Source organism: Streptomyces sp. 3-6, from assembly GCF_056323165.1.
In genome coordinates this window covers 184,107-199,599 of record NZ_JBWHZP010000010.1, presented here as the reverse complement: position 1 = coordinate 199,599, position 15,493 = coordinate 184,107, and the positions used below count along the sequence as shown (strand labels likewise).

Here is a 15,493-nt window from a genome sequence, read left to right as displayed (position 1 = left end):
TGTGATGTCAGAGCCTTCACCACCGGTCCTCTTCGCGTCCGGCTCCTCCTCCCGTCCCCCGACCGATCCCGCGCCCGCCCGGGGGACGGGTGCCGCGCCCTCCCCCGCGTCGGAGCTGCCGCTGGACCAGGTCAGGACCCTGCTCGCCGTGGTGGACGAGGGGACCTTCGAGGCAGCCGCTGCCGTCCTGCACGTGACGCCCTCCGCGGTCAGCCAGCGGGTCAAGGCGCTGGAGCAGCGCACCGGTCGGGTCCTGCTGCTGCGCACCAAACCGGTGCGGCCGACGGAGTCGGGCCAGGTGCTGGTGCGGCTGGCCCGGCAGGTGGGGCTGCTGGAGCGGGACGCACACGCCGAACTGGGCCTGAGCGGCACCGGCCGGGCCACGCGGGTGCCGGTGGCGGTCAACGCGGACTCCCTGGCGAGCTGGTTCCTGCCCGCCCTCGGCCGCGTGCCGCCCGAGGCGCGGATCTGCTTCGAGCTGCGCCGGGAGGACGAGGGCCACACGGCCGCCCTGCTGCGGGAGGGCACGGTGATGGCCGCGGTGACCTCCTCGCCGGAGCCGGTACCGGGCTGTTCGGTCCGGCACCTGGGGCGGATGCGCTACCTGCCCGTCGCCCACCCGGACTTCACCGCGCGGCACCTCGACGGGCCGCTGCGCGAGGTGCTGCCCGCGGCGCCCGTGATCGTCTTCGACCGCCTGGACGACATCCAGGACAGTTTCGTCCGGCGGGTCACCCGCGGCCGCTCGGGGGCGAGCGCCGACCGGCACTGGATCCCGACCTCGGAGGGGTACGCCGACGCGGTCGCGGCGGGACTGGGGTGGGGCATGGTCCCCGAGGCGCAGGCCGTCCCCCTGCTGCGCGCCGGGCGGGTCGTCCGCTTCGCCCCGCAGCTCCAGGTGGACGTGTCCCTGTACTGGCAGCAGTGGAAGCTGGACTCCCCGGCCCTGGCCGCCCTGGCCCAGGCGGTCACCGCGACGGCGGCGGAGGAACTGCGCCCCTGACGGGACCGGCCGTCCGTCCCGGGCCGGACGGGTCACGGCGGTCCGGGTCGGACCCGGGAACGGACAGCGGCCGGTCGTCCGGGCCGGACCGAGGGGCGGACGGTTCCCGGTGGCCCGGGACGGACGGATCCCCGTGGTCCGGGACGGACCGAGGGGCGGACGGTTCCCGGTGGTCCGGGCCGGACGCGGGTGCCGCCGGTTCCCGGCGGCCCTGGACGGCCCCGGGTCCGGACGGCTGTCCGCCCGGCGTCCCGGGCGCCTCCGGCGGCTCCGCGCCCGGCCCGCCGTCCGGAGCGGCCGTCTCCCCCGGACCTGCGCCCGGCCCGCCGGGCGGGCGGAGGCGGCCGGCCGCGCTGTCCAGCAGCATGTCCAGCGCCGTCGGATACGCGCTGGTGTTCATGCGGGCGGCCAGCAGCGGAGCCACCTCGGCGATGCGGGGATGGGTGGCGGCGGGCAGCCGGGCGTAGGTCGACCGCCACCGGTCCTCGTCGGCGCGCCGGGCGTCACCGGGCAGGGCCAGGGACGCGGCGTCCAGCGCGGCGAAGCCCAGGGTGGTGTCGATGAACGCGTGGTAGACGCGGACCGTCTCCGCCGGGGGGAAGCCCGCCGAGCGCAGGATGTCCAGTACGGCCTCGTCGGCGGCGAGTTCGTGGGCGCGGCCCGAGACCCGGCTCGCGGTGAGCACCGCGGCCTGCGGGTGGGAGACGTAGGCCGCGTGGATGCGCAGCCCCAGGGCGCGCAGGTCGGCGCGCCAGTGGCCCGTCGGCCGCCAGCCGCTCAGCGCGCGTCCGACGAGCGCGTCCCCGAGGGCGAGCGTCAGGTCGTCCATGCCGCGGAAGTACCGGTACAGCGTGCTCGGATCGCAGTCCAGGGCGAGGCCGAGCCGCCGGGCCGTCAGACCGGTGCTCCCGTGCTCGCGCAGCAGGCGCAACGCGGTCTCGACGATCAGCGTCTCGGACAGCACCCGGCCGCTCCGGGTCGGCCGACGGCGCCGTCGCTTCTCCTCCGGAACCACCCGCTTGGCCATCTCGGCTCCTCCCTCCGCCCCGGCACCGGACGGGCGTCCGCGGGCCCGCGCGGCGCGGGGGCCTTATGCCAACGCCATTGACCTTACGTCGCCGCGAGGCGTTGTATCGGGCGCACAGGGGCTCCTCGTATCGTCCTGGTACGTCCTGGAAAGGGAGTGTTCGTCATGCGTGTACTGCTGGTGGGAGCGGGCGGGGTGGGAACGGCCATCACCCGGGTGGCGGCCCGGCGGCCGTTCTTCGAACGGATGGTGGTCGCCGACTACGACCCGGCCCGCGCGGAGGCCGCCGTGGCGGCGCTCGGCGAGGAGGGCGGCCGGTTCCGCGCCGAGCGGGTCGACGCCGGCGACCGGGCGGCGGTGGCGGCCCTGCTGCGGGAGCACGCGTGCGACGTGCTGCTCAACGCCACCGACCCGCGGTTCGTGATGCCGCTGTTCCGTGCGGCACTGGACGCTCGGGCCACCTATGTCGACATGGCGATGTCGCTGTCGCGGCCGCATCCCGAGCGGCCGTACGAGGAGTGCGGGGTCAAGCTGGGCGACGAGCAGTTCGCCCTGGCGGAGGACTGGGAGCGGGCGGGCGCGCTGGCCCTCGTCGGCATGGGGGTGGAGCCCGGGCTGTCCGACGTGTTCGCCCGGTACGCGGCCGACGAACTCTTCGACCGGATCGACGAGATCGGGGTCCGGGACGGCGCGAACCTCACCGTCGACGGCTACGACTTCGCCCCGTCCTTCAACATCTGGACCACCATCGAGGAATGCCTGAACCCGCCGGTCGTCCACGAGGCCGGCCGCGGCTGGTACACCACCGAACCGTTCAGCGAGCCCGAGGTGTTCGACTTCCCCGAGGGCATCGGGCCGGTGGAGTGCGTGAACGTCGAGCACGAGGAGGTGCTGCTCGTGCCCCGCTGGGTGGACACCGGCCGGGTGACCTTCAAGTACGGCCTGGGCCGCGAGTTCATCGACACCCTCCGGACCCTCCACCGGCTGGGCCTGGACAGCACCGAGCCGGTGACCGTGCCGGGTCCGGACGGACCGGTGGCGGTCTCGCCGCGGGACGTGGTGGCCGCCTGCCTGCCCGACCCCGCGACCCTGGGCGAGCGGATGCACGGCAGGACGTGCGCCGGGACCTGGGTGCGCGGGGTCCGGGACGGGAAGCCGCGCGAGGTGTACCTCTACCACGTCGTCGACAACCAGTGGTCCATGGCGGAGTACGGCAGCCAGGCCGTGGTGTGGCAGACCGCCGTCAATCCGGTCGTCGCCCTCGAACTCCTCGCCACGGGCGTCTGGTCGGGGAAGGGGGTGCTCGGTCCCGAGGCGTTCCCGGCCCGGCCGTTCCTGGACCTGCTGAACGACTACGGCTCCCCATGGGGCCTGCGCGAGCAGTGAGCGTGACCGCCGCCGCGGTTTCGCCCGGCGGCGACAGGTCACCCGACATGCGGTAAGGCATCCCAGGGTGCGGATCTACTGCGATCGCAGGTGACTCTCGACATGGACAACTGGCGGAATCGCGCGGCCTGCCGGACCGAGGACCCCGACCTCTTCTTCCCGATCGGCACGTCCGGCCCGGCCCTGCTGCAGACGGAGCAGGCCAAGGCGGTGTGCCGGCGCTGCCCCGTCCAACAGCAGTGCCTGGACTGGGCGCTGGAGACCGGTCAGACCATCGGCGTGTGGGGCGGCACGGGCGAGAACGAACGGCGCGCCCTGAAGCGGCGCGCTGCGCGGCGGACGTCCGGCTGACACGGCGCGCCCGGCCGGCGTCCCGGCCGGAGACGGCGCCCGGGCCCTGGGCGGCGCCCTCGCCGGCGCTCGGTGGCTTCCGCGGAGAGCGCCCGGTGCTCCCCCGCCGCCTCCCGCACAGGGCCCCGCCCGTCCGTGGGCCGGGGGCCCGCCGGGGAGGGGCCGCGCACCCGTCGCCGTGCCCCTTGGCGGGCACGGCAGTACGCTCGCGGGACACCTGACCCGACCGGAAAGGGGTCCGAGCATGACCGTGCGGGTGCGCCGGGTCTACGAGCCGCCCGAGCCGGAGGACGGGGTCCGGGTCCTCGTCGACCGGCTGTGGCCGCGAGGACTGGCCAAGGACGCGGCCCGGGTGGACGAGTGGCCCAAGGAGCTGACCCCGTCGACGGAGCTGCGCCGCTGGTACCACGCCGAGGAGCGGCCGTACGAGGAGTTCCGGGCCCGGTACGAGGCGGAGCTGGCCGCTCCCGGGGCCGCTCAACTCCTGGACCAAGTACGGCAGTTGGCGCGGGACGGGGACGTGACGCTGCTGACCGCGTCGAAGACCCCGGAGCGCAGCCACGCCGAGGTCCTGCTGCGGCTGCTGGAGGACTGACACGGGGCGGGGCCCGGGGACCGTACGCTCCCCGGGCCCCGCCCGGCGGCTCAGGCGGTCCGGTCGGCGGCGGCGCGTCCCGCCGCCCGGCCCGAGAAGAGGCAGCCGCCGAGGAACGTGCCCTCCAGGGCGTTGTACCCGTGGACCCCGCCGCCGCCGAAGCCGGCCACCTCGCCGGCCGCGTACAGGCCGTCGACGGGGCGGCCGTCCGCGCCGAGGGCGCGGGAGTCGAGGTCGGTCTGGATGCCGCCGAGGGTCTTGCGGGTCAGGACGTGCAGCTTGACGCCGATCAGCGGGCCCGCCGACGGGTCCAGGATGCGGTGCGGGGACGCCACCCGGCCGAGGCGGTCGCCGAGGTAGCGGCGGGCGTTGCGGATGCCCTGCACCTGGGCGTCCTTGGCGTAGGAGTGGCCGATCTGCAGGTCCCTGGCCTCGATCTGGCGGCGTATCCGGGCCGCGTCGAGCAGCGGTTCGTCGGTGAGCGCGTTCATCTTCTCGACCAGCTGCTCCACGGTCGGGGCGGACACGAAGTCGGCGCCCCGGCGCAGGAAGGCGTCGACCGGTCCGGGCGCCCCCTTGCCCAGCACCCGCTCGCGCAGGAAGGCGGCGCGGTCCTTGGCCGTGATGTCCGGGTTCTGTTCGGAGCCCGACAGCGCGAACTCCTTCTCGATGATCTTCTGGGTGAGCACGAACCAGGAGTGGTCGTACCCGGCGATGTCCTCGGTGGTGCGCAGGTGCCGGAGCGTGGACAGGGTGTCGTAGCCGGGCAGGCAGGGCGCGGGCAGCCGGCGGCCGAGGGCGTCGAACCACATCGAGGAGGGGCCGGGCAGGATGCGGATGCCGTGCCCCGGCCAGACGGGGTCCCAGTTCCGTACGCCTTCGGTGTAGTGCCACATGCGGTCGCGGTTGACCAGCCGGGCGCCCGCCCGGGCGGTGATGTCGAGCATCCGCCCGTCGACGTAGGCGGGGACACCGGTGACCATCTCGCGGGGCGGGGTGCCGAGCCGCTCGGGCCAGTACCGGCGGACGATGTCGTGGTCGGCGCCGATGCCGCCGCTGGTGACGATCACGGCCTGGGCGGTGAGTTCGAACTCGCCGGCCGCCTCGCGGCTGGAGGCGACGCCCCGGGGCGAGTCGTCGGGTACCAGCACCGTGCCGCGCACGCCGTGGGCCCGGCCGTCCGTCATGACCAGGTCGTCGACGCGGTGGCGGTGGTGGAAGGTGAGCAGCCCGTCGCGCGCGGCCTGCCGGGCGGAGCGGACGAAGGGGTCGACGACTCCGGTGCCGGTGCCCCAGGCGATGTGGAAGCGGGGGACGGTGTTGCCGTGGCCGTCGGCGCGCAGGTCGCCGCGTTCGGCCCAGCCCACGGTCGGCAGGAAGGTGATGCCGTGGCCGTTCAGCCAGGACCGCTTCTCGCCCGCCGCCCACTCGACGTACGCCCGTGCCCAGCGGACCGCCCAGCTGTCCTCGTCGTCGATCCGGTCGAAGCCCGCGCTGCCCCGCCAGTCGCTCCAGGCGAGGTCGAAGGAGTCCTTGATGCGCAGCCGCCGCTGTTCCGGGGAGTCGACCAGGAACAGCCCGCCGAAGGACCAGAAGGCCTGGCCGCCGAGGTTGGCGACGTTCTCCTGGTCGACGAGGGCCACCCTGCGTCCCCTGCTGGTCAGTTCGTGGGCCGCGACGAGGCCCGCGAGTCCTGCTCCGACGACGATGACGTCGGCGTCCATGGCGACCGTCCCTTCCTTGGTCCGTGCCGCTGCGCGGCCGGCTCGGCGCTGCCGTCGGTGAGCAGCGCGGTCAGCAGTTGTCCCAGCCAGGTGCGGGCGCCCGCCGTGTCCCGGTCCAGCAGCAGCCGGGTGGTGACGCCGTCGTAGGCGGCGACCACGGCGTGCGCGGCGCCGTCGGCGTCGCCGAGCACGGCGGGCAGCGGGGTGCGGGCGCGGCGGAGCCGGTCCGCGATAGCCCGGCGCAGCCGGTCGCGGTGCTCCAGCAGGCCGCGCGCCACCTCGGGACGGCGGGCCGCGTGCACCAGGAAGTCGGTCTTCACCAGCAGCCAGTCCCGGTCGAGCAGCAGCACCTCGGTGACGCGTTCCACGGCGGCGGGCACGTCGAGGCCAGGTCCGTCCTGGGCGAGGGCCTCGGCGACCTGGTCGGCGATGAGCCCGGCCCGCTCGCGGTAGAGCGCGAAGAACAGCTCGTCCAGGGTGGTGAAGTTGGAGTAGAAGGCGCCCCTGCTGTAGCCGGCGGCCGCGCAGACCTCCTCGATGGAGACCCGACCGAAGCCCTTGTCGGCGAACACGGAGAAGGCGGCGGCGAGGAGCTGGGCCCGCGTGCGCGCGCGACGCCCGCTGACGGGGCCGTCCGCACCCGGTGTCGTCATGCTCCCCTCCCCTGCCCTGTCCTCCCCCTGCGTTCGATACGAGAACGTATCCGATACGGCGGTGTATCCGAAGACCTCCGGGCCCTCGACTTCTCGGGTTCCTGGGGCGTCGACGGGCGGTACCTCGGGTCGTGCGACGGGCACGACTAGAACACCCTTTCGATTCGACGTACGCTGGGGCCATGACCACGCACCACCCCGAAGCGCTCCAGGCCCTCCAGGGATCGCTCTTCGACCAGGCGGACGAGGTGCGGCTCGGCCCCCTGGACGGGGTGCGCCGCACCGAACTGGGGCACGGCGCCTGGATCGACGTGCTGCCGGGCTGGCTGCACGGCTCCGACGCGCTGTTCGCACGGCTGGCCGCCGAGGTGCCCTGGCGGGCCGAGCGCCGCCGGATGTACGACCGGACCGTGGACGTGCCCCGGCTGCTGTCGTACTACGGCGTCGGCGACCCGCTGCCGCACCCCGTGCTGGAGGAGGCGCGGGACGCCCTCGGCCGGTACTACGCCGACGAACTGGGCGAGCCGTTCGCCACCGCCGGACTCTGCTGCTACCGCGACGGCCGGGACAGCGTCGCCTGGCACGGCGACCGCGTCGGGCGGGGTGCCCGCGAGGACACCATGGTGGCGATCCTCTCCGTGGGCACCCCCCGCGACCTGCTGCTGCGGCCGGTGGGCGGCGGCCGGACGGTGCGCCGTCCGCTCGGGCACGGCGACCTGATCGTGATGGGCGGCTCCTGCCAGCGCACCTGGGAGCACGCGGTGCCCAAGAGCACCCGCGCCACCGGGCCGCGCATCAGCGTCCAGTTCCGCCCGCGCGGCGTCAACTGACGTACCGCACGCACCGGAAGCCTGTCCTCCCCCGCCGTACTCCCCCACACTGGTGCGCACACCGTGCGGGGAGGGACCATGGGCGCGGACCCCGGGCAGGCGGAGGGCACCGGACGGCGCGGCGAACTGGACGTGCTGCGGGCCCTGGTGGTCGTCGGTCTGGTCTTCTTCCACGCCGCCCTGGTCTTCTCCCCCGACGACGACTTCTACGTCAAGAACGCCGAGACCACCGGTGCCGTGACCGTGCTCGCCGGTTTCGGCGTGGTGTGGGCGATGCCGATGCTGTTCCTCGTCGCGGGGCTGGGCGCACGGCACTCGATCCGCCGCCGCGGGCCGCGCGGGTTCGCCCGGGAACGCCTGCTGCGCCTCGGCGTCCCCCTCGTCTTCGGCACCCTCGTCCTGTGCCCCCTCCCCCCGTGGCTGCGGCTGCGCGCCGCCGGGAGCGCCGACGGCCTGTCGTACGGGGAGTTCTGGCTCCGGTTCCTCAGCGTGCGCCCGGACCTCGCGGACTTCCCCTTCGTGCTGGACGGGGAGCACTTCGAGACCGGGCACCTGTGGTTCGTCGTCCTGCTGCTCACCTTCAGCCTGCTGCTCGCCCCGGTCGCCGGGCGGCTCGCCGACGCCGCCGGCCGCGCGGTGCCCGCGCTGCGCCGCCGGCCGGGGCTGCTCCTGCTGCCCGCGCTGCCCCTGGCCGCGGTCAACGCGCTGCTCGGCATGGAGGAGGGCTTCGCCGGCTGGAACCGCTGGGCCTACCTGCTGTTCCTCCTGTACGGCTTCGCCCTCGCCGACGACGGGCGGGTCCGGGCCGCGACCCGCCGGGTGCGGGTGCCGGCCGGGCTGCTCGGCCTGGCCCTGTTCGCCGGGACCGCACCCGGCTTCCTCGCGGGCGACGACCCGTTCACCGCCTGGACCCCGGCCGCCGTGACCACCCGGGCCCTGTTCGGTGCCGCGGGCTGGTGCTGGGTGCTGGCCATCCTGGGCCTGCTCGACCGGCCCCGCCCACGGTCCGGCGACCGGCCGGACCGGCCCGCGGAACGGGCCGCCGCCGACGCGCCGGACGGCGGGCCGCCCCCCGCCGCCTCCCGCCGGGCCGCCCTCCTCGGCCACCTCTCCGTCGCCGCCCTCCCCCTGTACGTCCTGCACCAGCCGGTGGTGGTCGCCCTCGCCTACGGGGTGACCGGGTGGCGGGCGCCGATCGCCGTGGAGTACGCGGTGATCGTGACCGGCTCGCTCGCGGTGATCCTCCTGCTGTACGAGGCCGGGGTGCGCCGCAGCCGTCCCACCCGGTTCCTGTTCGGGATGCACCCCCCCGCCCCCGGGCCGCCCGCCCGCGGCCCGGCACCCTGACCTGCCGGTACGTCCGACCGCGAACCTGCGAACCCGCGGACCGCGCACCACGCACCACGACCGGGCCGCCGCCGTGGCCTCCCCGAGGTCCCGGCGGACCTGGACGGCGGCCTGCCGCTGCCCGGGCACGGGCCCGCGGGCCGCGGGCCGGTGCGTGCCGCCGCCCCGGACGCCCGCGAGCGGGCCCCATAGGCTGGCAGCACGACCACCGCGAGAGGACGACGCGCGACCCATGGCCCTGCAGATCAACGCCACCAAGCCGGAGCACCCGGCGCTGCTGCTTCAACTGCCGTGGCACCTCCCCCTGGAGGAGTGGCCCGAGAAGTACCTGGTGCCGCTGCCGCGCGGCATCTCCCGGCACGTGGTGCGCTACGCCCGCGCCGGGGACGAGGTGGTCGCCGTCAAGGAGCTGGCCGAGCGCCCCGCCCAGCGCGAGTACGGGCTGCTGCGCGACCTGGACCGGATCGACATCCCGGCGGTCGACCCGCTCGCCGTGGTCACCGGCCGCACCGACGCCGCCGGGGAGCCCCTGGAGTCCGTCCTGGTCACCCGGCACCTGGCCGGCTCGCTGCCGTACCGGTCGCTGTTCGAGACGACGCTGCGGCCGGCGACCATGCACCGGCTGATGGACGCCCTGGCCGTGCTGCTGGTGCGGCTGCACCTCGCCGGGTTCGCGTGGGGCGACTGCTCGCTGTCCAACACCCTGTTCCGGCGGGACGCGGGCGCCTACGCCGCCTACCTCGTCGACGCGGAGACCGGCGACCTGCACCCCGAGCTGACCTCCGGGCAGCGCTCCTACGACCTGGAGCTGGCCCGGGTCAACATCAGCGGCGAGCTGATGGACCTGGAGGCGTCCGGGGCGCTGCACCCCTCCGTCGACCCGGTCGAGTTCGGCTCGGAGATCTGCGCCCGCTACGAGGGCTTGTGGCAGGAGCTGACCCGCACGTCGGTGTACCCGGCGGGCAAGTACCACTACATCGAGCACCGCATCCGGCGGCTGAACGCGCTCGGCTTCGACGTGGCCGAGATGCAGATCGAGCACTCCCCGCTCGGCGACTCCGTCACCTTCGTGCCCAAGGTGGTCGACGCCGGGCACCATCCGCGCCAGCTGCTGCGCCTGACCGGGCTGGACGCCGAGGAGAACCAGGCACGGCGGCTGCTGAGCGACCTGGAGAGCTGGATGGCGACCCAGGACGACTACGCGCCGGAGGCCGGCGGGGACCGGCCGGACGGCGGCGGCGCCCGCACCGAGGTCCTCGCCCACCGCTGGGTGCGGGAGGTGTTCCGCCCGACCGTGCGGGCCGTCCCGCCGGAGCTGCGGGGCGGGATGGACCCGGCGGAGATCTACCACGAGCTGCTGGAGCACCGCTGGTACCTGTCGGAGCGGGCCCAGCACGACATCGGCCTGGACACGGCCGTCGCCGACTACATCGAGAACATCCTGCCCCGCACCCGGTCGGTGCCGGGACCTCCCGGGGACTGAGCGCCAGGCGGCCGGGAGCGGGCCGGACGGGCCCGCTCCCCGGGCGCCTCAGACCTGCGGCACCACGGCCACCGGGCAGTCCGCGTGGTGCAGCACGCCGTGCGCGACCGAACCGATCCGGGCGCCGACGGCGGTGCGGCGGGCGCGCCGGCCGACGACCATCAGCTGGGCGCTGCCGGCCACCGACAGCAGCACCTGCCCGGCGCTGCCCATCTCCACGTGCTCGACGACGTGCACGTCCGGGTGGCGCTCGCGCCACGGGGCGAGCGCCGCCGCCAGCGCGTTCCGCTCGTACGGCTCCAGCCCGCCCGCCTCGTCCATCAGGCGCAGCGCACCGGGGCTGTAGGCGAACACCGGCGGCAGCGTCCAGGCCCGTACGGCCCGGACCGTGGCGCCGCGCGCGGCGGCGGTGCGGAAGGCGAAGCCCAGCGCGGCGGCGCTGTCCTCCGGGTCGCCCTGCTGGCCGACGACGATCTCCCGCCCGGCGACCTCGCCCGAGGGGCGGTCCTCGGCACGGACCAGCACGACCGGGCTCGGCGCGTCGACGATGACCTGCTGGCCGACCGAGCCGACCAGGAAGCCCATGATGCGCCCGTGCCCGCGCGAGCCCAGCACCAGCATCTCCGCGTCCGCGGCCACCTCGACCAGGGTGTCGACGGCGTCCCCCTCCAGGGCGTCGCCGCTCACGTCGAGGCCGGGGTGCCGCCCGGTCACCTCGCGCACGGCCTCCGCCACGGACTCGCACACCCAGCGCTCCTGGGTGGCGGCGTCCCCCGCGTCGACCGTGTCGTACGCCTGGAACCGCCAGGCGTGCACCACCCGCAGCGGCAGCCCCCGGCGGACCGCCTCGCGTGCCGCCCATTTCAGTGCGGCGAGGCTCTCCCCGGTTCCGTCGACCCCTGCCGTGATCGGGCGCGTCATGCGGCCCCCTCCTCGATTCCCTGATGCGTCTGCGCGCGGCGGGCCGGTCCGTCCCCCGCGCGGGACCCAGTCTTCCCTACGCTGTGCGGATGGGACTGCAGTGGGAGCAGGTGGTGGTGGACGCGGCCGACCCGCACGCCCTCGGGCGCTGGTGGGCCGAGGCGCTCGGCTGGGTGGTGGTGGACGCGTCGGCCGACGAGATGGAGATCCGTCCGGCGCCGGACCGGCTGCCGGGGCTGCTGTTCGGCGCGGACCCGGGGCGCAAGACGGTGAAGAACCGCCTGCACCTCGACTTCCGGCCGGACGACCGGGACGCGGAGGTGGCCCGGCTGCTCGCCCTGGGCGCCCGGCACGCCGACGTCGGCCAGAGCGGCGAGGAACCCTGGGTGGTGCTCGCCGACCCGGAGGGCAACGAGTTCTGCGTGCTCGCCGCCCGCTCCGGCCGGGGGCCCGGCGCAGCCTGAGCGGACCCGCGCGGGGGCCCCTACGATGGGCTGAGTCGGCGCGGTGACCGACGTCGCAGCGGGTCCGCCGTGCCGGACCCGACCACGCGATGTGGGGGACCCATGGCAGAGGCCACCGACGCGGCGCGCACCGTCATCCTGACCGTGGACGACGACCCGGGGGTCTCCCGGGCCGTCGCGCGGGACCTCAGGCGGCGCTACGGCGCCGCGTACCGGATCGTGCGCGCCGAGTCGGGTGAGGCCGCCCTGGAGGCGCTGCGCGAGCTGAAGCTGCGCGGGGAACCGGTGGCCGTGCTCCTCGCCGACTACCGGATGCCGCGGATGAACGGCATCGAGTTCCTGGAGCAGGCCCTCGACATCCACCCGGGTGCCCGCCGGGTGCTGCTGACGGCGTACGCGGACACCGGCGCGGCGATCGACGCGATCAACGTGGTCGACCTCGACCACTACCTGCTCAAGCCCTGGGACCCGCCGGAGGAGAAGCTCTACCCGGTCGTCGACGATCTGCTCGCCGCCTGGCGGGCCGGCGACCACCGGCCGGTGCCCAGCACCAAGGTGGTGGGGCACCGCTGGTCGGCGCGGTCCTCGGACGTGCGGGAGTTCCTGGCCCGCAACCAGGTGCCCTACCGCTGGTACTCCTCCGACCAGCCGGAGGGCCGCCGGCTGCTGACCGCCGCGGGCGAGGACGGGACGCGGCTGCCGGTGGTGATCGTCCCGGACGGGACGCCGCTGGTGGAGCCGGAACCCGTGGACCTGGCGGCCCGGGTGGGCCTGGCGACGACCCCGGAGGCCGACTTCTACGACCTGGTGGTGATCGGCGGCGGCCCGGCGGGGCTGGGCGCGGCCGTCTACGGCGCCTCGGAGGGGCTGCGCACCGTGCTGGTGGAGCGGTCGGCGACGGGCGGCCAGGCGGGCCAGAGCTCCCGCATCGAGAACTACCTCGGCTTCCCGGACGGGGTGTCCGGGGCGCAGCTCACCGACCGGGCGCGTCGCCAGGCGACCCGCTTCGGGGCGGAGATCCTGACCGCGCGGGAGGTGACGGGGCTGGAGGTGTGCGGCTCCGCCCGGGTCGTGCGGTTCTCGGACGGTTCGGCGGTCGCCGCGCACAGCGTGATCCTGGCGACCGGGGTGTCGTACCGGCGGCTGTCGGTCCCCGGCTGCGCGGAGCTGACCGGCCGCGGGGTGTACTACGGGTCGGCGCTCACCGAGGCGGCGGCCTGCCGGGGCGAGGACGTGTACATCGTGGGCGGCGCCAACTCGGCCGGGCAGGCGGCGATGCACCTGGCGCGGGGCGCCAAGTCGGTGACGCTGCTGGTGCGGGGGCCGGACCTGTCCGCGTCGATGTCGTACTACCTGGTCCGGCAGATCGAGCGGACGGCGAACATCGCGGTGCGCACCGGCACCGAGGTCGCCGCCGCGCACGGCGACGGGCACCTGGAGCACCTGACGCTGCGCGACACGCGGACCGGCGCGGATGAACGGGTCGACTCGCACTGGCTGTTCGTGTTCATCGGGACGGCCCCGCTGACCGGCTGGCTCGACGGCACGGTGCGGCGGGACGGGAGGGGCTTCCTGCTCGCCGGGCCCGATCTGACCGCGGACGGACGGCCACCGGACGAGTGGGAGCTGGACCGGCCGCCCTACCACCTGGAGACCAGCGTGCCCGGCGTGTTCGTGGCGGGCGACGCCCGCGCCGAGTCCGCGAAGCGGGTCGCGTCCGCCGTCGGAGAGGGAGCCATGGCCGTCATGCTCGTCCACCGCTACCTGGAGCAGTCGTGAACGGCGGGCCGGCGCCGTGCAGCCCGCGGGAGATCGGCTCGCTGTTCCTGTTCGAGCGGCTCACCCCCGAACAGCTGGGACGGCTGTGCGACGAGGGGCGGGTGGAACGCTTCGAGCCCGGTGCCGTGTACACCGAGGGCGAGCCCGCGACCTGCTTCTACGTGATGCTTCAGGGCACGGTGGTGCTGTCGCGCCGGGTCGGCGGCCAGGACGTCGAGGTCAACCGCACGTCCCAGCGCGGGGTGTACGCGGGGGCGATGCAGGCGTACCTGGGCGACCGGGTGCCGCAGGTGTACACCAACACGATGCGGGTGACGGAGCCGTCGCGGTTCTTCGTGCTGCCCGCGGACACGTTCGCGGCCGTCATGCGGGAATGGTTCCCGATGGCCGTCCACCTGCTGGAGGGGCTGTTCTTCGGGTCCAAGAGCACCCAGCGGGCCATCGGGCAGCGCGAACGGCTGCTGGCGCTCGGTTCGCTGTCGGCCGGTCTGACCCACGAGCTGAACAACCCCGCGGCGGCAGCCGTGCGGGCCACCGCGTCGCTGCGCGAGCGGGTGGGCCGGATGCGGCACAAGCTGCGGGTGATCTCCACCGGCACCTACGAGCCGGAGACCCTGGGCAACCTCATCGACCTCCAGGAGCGCACCGCCGAACGCGTCGCGAAGGCGCCCGCCCTGAGCCCGCTGGAGGCGGCGGACCGCGAGGACGCGCTCGCCGACTGGCTCGACGAGCACGGGGTGCCCGAGGGCTGGCGCATCGCCCCGACCTTCGTGCAGGCGGGGCTGGACCCGGACTGGCTGGACGGGGTCGCCGCCGTCGTGGACGAGGAACTGCTGCCGGGCGCGGTGGGCTGGCTCAACTACACCGTCGAGACCGAGCTGTTGATGGACGAGATCGAGGACGCGGCGAAACGCGTCTCGCACCTCGTGGACGCGGCCACACAGTACGCTCAGCTCGACCGGGCGCCCTTCCAGGTCGTCGACGTGCACGAACTCCTGGACAGCACGCTGGTGATGCTGTCCGCCAAGACCGGGCAGCACATCGAGGTCGTCCGGGACTACGACCGCACCCTGCCGAGGATCCCCGCCTACCCGGCGGAGCTGAACCAGGTGTGGACGAACCTCGTGGACAACGCGGTCGCCGCGATGGACGCGGCGAGCGGCGGGGGCACCCTGACCGTGCGCACCGCGCGGGAGGCCGGGCGGCTGCTGGTGGAGTTCCGCGACACGGGCACCGGCATCCCCGAGGACATCCGCGAGCGCGTCTTCGACCCCTTCTTCACCACGAAACCGGTGGGTGAGGGCACCGGGCTCGGCCTGGACATCTCGTGGCGGATCGTGGTGGACAAGCACCACGGCGTCCTGCGGTTCGACTCCGAGCCCGGTGACACGCGCTTCCAGGTGCTGCTGCCGCTCACCGCCCCGCCCCCCGACGACGACACCCCCGGGTCCCACGCGTCCCCCGACACTGCCGAGTCCCGTGAGTCTCCGGAGTTCCCCGAGCCCCCGGAGTCCCCCGAGTCCCCCGAGGAGCAGGCATGACCAGCGTCCCCGTCGACCCCTCCGTCCCGCCCAGCGGCCCCGGATGCGCCGACTGCGAGGCCACCGGCGGCTGGTGGTTCCACCTGCGGCGGTGCGCCGCGTGCGGCCACGTCGGCTGCTGCGACAGCTCGCCCGGTCAGCACGCCACGGCGCACTACCGCGCCACCGGGCACCCGCTGGTGCACAGCTACGAGCCGGGTGAGGACTGGTTCTTCGACTACACCACCGAGGAGCTGTACGAGTCCGGCCCGGCCCTCGCCCCGCCGGACAGCCACCCGGCCGCGCAACCCGCCCCCGGACCGGCGGAGCGGGTCCCGGCGGACTGGACCGCCCGGCTGCACCACTGACCGGCCGGCCCCGCTGCCCGGCCCCCACCCCGGACCGGCAGG

14 protein-coding genes and 1 pseudogene are annotated in these 15,493 nt (G+C 75.0%); 11 read left to right on the top strand and 4 right to left on the bottom strand.

The genetic code is table 11. The annotated features are described in order from the left end of the window. The first annotated feature begins 4 nt into the window (after positions 1-4). Positions 5-1,003: a LysR family transcriptional regulator ArgP gene (locus AC02VZ_RS15780; RefSeq protein ID WP_432057517.1), complete on the top strand. Its 999-nt coding sequence runs from the start codon at positions 5-7 to the stop codon at positions 1,001-1,003. Positions 1,004-1,340: 337 nt separating this feature from the next. Here the strand turns inward: AC02VZ_RS15780 and AC02VZ_RS15775 are convergent. Then, positions 1,341-2,030, bottom strand: a pseudogene (locus AC02VZ_RS15775) (TetR/AcrR family transcriptional regulator); the annotation flags it as partial. A gap of 165 nt (positions 2,031-2,195) precedes the next feature. Between AC02VZ_RS15775 and AC02VZ_RS15770 the strand changes: the two are divergent. The 3 genes from AC02VZ_RS15770 to AC02VZ_RS15760 all read left to right on the top strand — a co-directional run bounded on the left by AC02VZ_RS15770 (position 2,196) and on the right by AC02VZ_RS15760 (position 4,362). Next, positions 2,196-3,416 (top strand): saccharopine dehydrogenase family protein, encoded by a 1,221-nt coding sequence (locus tag AC02VZ_RS15770; RefSeq protein WP_432057516.1) that lies wholly within the window; start codon positions 2,196-2,198, stop codon positions 3,414-3,416. Between the two features lie 102 nt (positions 3,417-3,518). Next, positions 3,519-3,767, top strand: coding sequence for a WhiB family transcriptional regulator (locus AC02VZ_RS15765; RefSeq protein WP_432057544.1), 249 nt, complete (start codon positions 3,519-3,521; stop codon positions 3,765-3,767). Between the two features lie 244 nt (positions 3,768-4,011). Next, positions 4,012-4,362 (top strand): DUF488 domain-containing protein, encoded by a 351-nt coding sequence (locus AC02VZ_RS15760; RefSeq protein ID WP_432057515.1) that lies wholly within the window; start codon positions 4,012-4,014, stop codon positions 4,360-4,362. Positions 4,363-4,412: 50 nt separating this feature from the next. Here the strand turns inward: AC02VZ_RS15760 and AC02VZ_RS15755 are convergent, their stop codons facing one another. Together AC02VZ_RS15755 and AC02VZ_RS15750 are read right to left on the bottom strand one after the other, a co-directional pair. Further along, positions 4,413-6,086, bottom strand: coding sequence for an FAD-binding dehydrogenase (locus AC02VZ_RS15755; RefSeq protein WP_432057514.1), 1,674 nt, complete (start codon positions 6,084-6,086; stop codon positions 4,413-4,415). After that, the gene (locus tag AC02VZ_RS15750) at positions 6,023-6,739 is read right to left on the bottom strand and encodes a TetR/AcrR family transcriptional regulator (RefSeq protein WP_432057513.1); all 717 of its coding nucleotides are present in this window, start codon (positions 6,737-6,739) and stop codon (positions 6,023-6,025) included. Before AC02VZ_RS15750 ends, AC02VZ_RS15755 begins: the two co-directional genes overlap by 64 nt. Before the next feature lie 182 nt (positions 6,740-6,921). On the opposite strand from AC02VZ_RS15750, the gene AC02VZ_RS15745 reads away from it, so the two are divergent. The 3 genes from AC02VZ_RS15745 to AC02VZ_RS15735 all read left to right on the top strand — a co-directional run bounded on the left by AC02VZ_RS15745 (position 6,922) and on the right by AC02VZ_RS15735 (position 10,399). After that, positions 6,922-7,569 (top strand): alpha-ketoglutarate-dependent dioxygenase AlkB, encoded by a 648-nt coding sequence (locus tag AC02VZ_RS15745; RefSeq protein WP_432057512.1) that lies wholly within the window; start codon positions 6,922-6,924, stop codon positions 7,567-7,569. Between the two features lie 78 nt (positions 7,570-7,647). Continuing rightward, positions 7,648-8,916 carry an acyltransferase family protein gene (locus AC02VZ_RS15740; protein ID WP_432057511.1) on the top strand — a complete coding sequence of 423 codons (1,269 nt, stop codon included), beginning with the start codon at positions 7,648-7,650 and terminating at the stop codon, positions 8,914-8,916. 232 nt (positions 8,917-9,148) lie between these two features. Beyond that, positions 9,149-10,399: a DUF4032 domain-containing protein gene (locus AC02VZ_RS15735; protein WP_432057510.1), complete on the top strand. Its 1,251-nt coding sequence runs from the start codon at positions 9,149-9,151 to the stop codon at positions 10,397-10,399. 48 nt (positions 10,400-10,447) lie between these two features. Here the strand turns inward: AC02VZ_RS15735 and AC02VZ_RS15730 are convergent, their stop codons facing one another. Continuing rightward, positions 10,448-11,320, bottom strand: a complete 873-nt coding sequence (locus AC02VZ_RS15730) for a universal stress protein (RefSeq protein ID WP_432057509.1) — start codon at positions 11,318-11,320, stop codon at positions 10,448-10,450. Positions 11,321-11,409: 89 nt separating this feature from the next. Between AC02VZ_RS15730 and AC02VZ_RS15725 the strand changes: the two genes are divergently transcribed. From AC02VZ_RS15725 to AC02VZ_RS15710, 4 genes are all read left to right on the top strand, one after another. Further along, the gene (locus AC02VZ_RS15725; RefSeq protein WP_432057508.1) at positions 11,410-11,784 is read left to right on the top strand and encodes a VOC family protein; all 375 of its coding nucleotides are present in this window, start codon (positions 11,410-11,412) and stop codon (positions 11,782-11,784) included. A gap of 102 nt (positions 11,785-11,886) precedes the next feature. Then, positions 11,887-13,563: an NAD(P)/FAD-dependent oxidoreductase gene (locus AC02VZ_RS15720; protein ID WP_432057507.1), complete on the top strand. Its 1,677-nt coding sequence runs from the start codon at positions 11,887-11,889 to the stop codon at positions 13,561-13,563. Next, complete coding sequence (locus AC02VZ_RS15715; RefSeq protein WP_476475642.1) at positions 13,560-15,104, top strand: ATP-binding protein; 1,545 nt, start codon at positions 13,560-13,562, stop codon at positions 15,102-15,104. The genes AC02VZ_RS15720 and AC02VZ_RS15715 overlap by 4 nt, the downstream gene beginning before the upstream one ends. Next, on the top strand, positions 15,101-15,451 hold the full coding sequence (locus AC02VZ_RS15710; protein ID WP_432057505.1) for a UBP-type zinc finger domain-containing protein: 351 nt from the start codon (positions 15,101-15,103) through the stop codon (positions 15,449-15,451). Before AC02VZ_RS15715 ends, AC02VZ_RS15710 begins: the two co-directional genes overlap by 4 nt. The last annotated feature ends 42 nt before the right edge of the window (positions 15,452-15,493 follow it).

What these genes read in the sequence shown, in the direction of transcription:
- AC02VZ_RS15780 (WP_432057517.1), top strand. Translation starts at nt 5, where the DNA reads ATGTCAGAGCCTTCACCACCGGTCCTCTTCGCGTCCGGCTCCTCCTCC.
- AC02VZ_RS15770 (WP_432057516.1), top strand. Translation starts at nt 2,196, where the DNA reads ATGCGTGTACTGCTGGTGGGAGCGGGCGGGGTGGGAACGGCCATCACC.
- AC02VZ_RS15765 (WP_432057544.1), top strand. Translation starts at nt 3,519, where the DNA reads ATGGACAACTGGCGGAATCGCGCGGCCTGCCGGACCGAGGACCCCGAC.
- AC02VZ_RS15760 (WP_432057515.1), top strand. Translation starts at nt 4,012, where the DNA reads ATGACCGTGCGGGTGCGCCGGGTCTACGAGCCGCCCGAGCCGGAGGAC.
- AC02VZ_RS15755 (WP_432057514.1), bottom strand. Translation starts at nt 6,086, where the DNA reads ATGGACGCCGACGTCATCGTCGTCGGAGCAGGACTCGCGGGCCTCGTC.
- AC02VZ_RS15750 (WP_432057513.1), bottom strand. Translation starts at nt 6,739, where the DNA reads ATGACGACACCGGGTGCGGACGGCCCCGTCAGCGGGCGTCGCGCGCGC.
- AC02VZ_RS15745 (WP_432057512.1), top strand. Translation starts at nt 6,922, where the DNA reads ATGACCACGCACCACCCCGAAGCGCTCCAGGCCCTCCAGGGATCGCTC.
- AC02VZ_RS15740 (WP_432057511.1), top strand. Translation starts at nt 7,648, where the DNA reads ATGGGCGCGGACCCCGGGCAGGCGGAGGGCACCGGACGGCGCGGCGAA.
- AC02VZ_RS15735 (WP_432057510.1), top strand. Translation starts at nt 9,149, where the DNA reads ATGGCCCTGCAGATCAACGCCACCAAGCCGGAGCACCCGGCGCTGCTG.
- AC02VZ_RS15730 (WP_432057509.1), bottom strand. Translation starts at nt 11,320, where the DNA reads ATGACGCGCCCGATCACGGCAGGGGTCGACGGAACCGGGGAGAGCCTC.
- AC02VZ_RS15725 (WP_432057508.1), top strand. Translation starts at nt 11,410, where the DNA reads ATGGGACTGCAGTGGGAGCAGGTGGTGGTGGACGCGGCCGACCCGCAC.
- AC02VZ_RS15720 (WP_432057507.1), top strand. Translation starts at nt 11,887, where the DNA reads ATGGCAGAGGCCACCGACGCGGCGCGCACCGTCATCCTGACCGTGGAC.
- AC02VZ_RS15710 (WP_432057505.1), top strand. Translation starts at nt 15,101, where the DNA reads ATGACCAGCGTCCCCGTCGACCCCTCCGTCCCGCCCAGCGGCCCCGGA.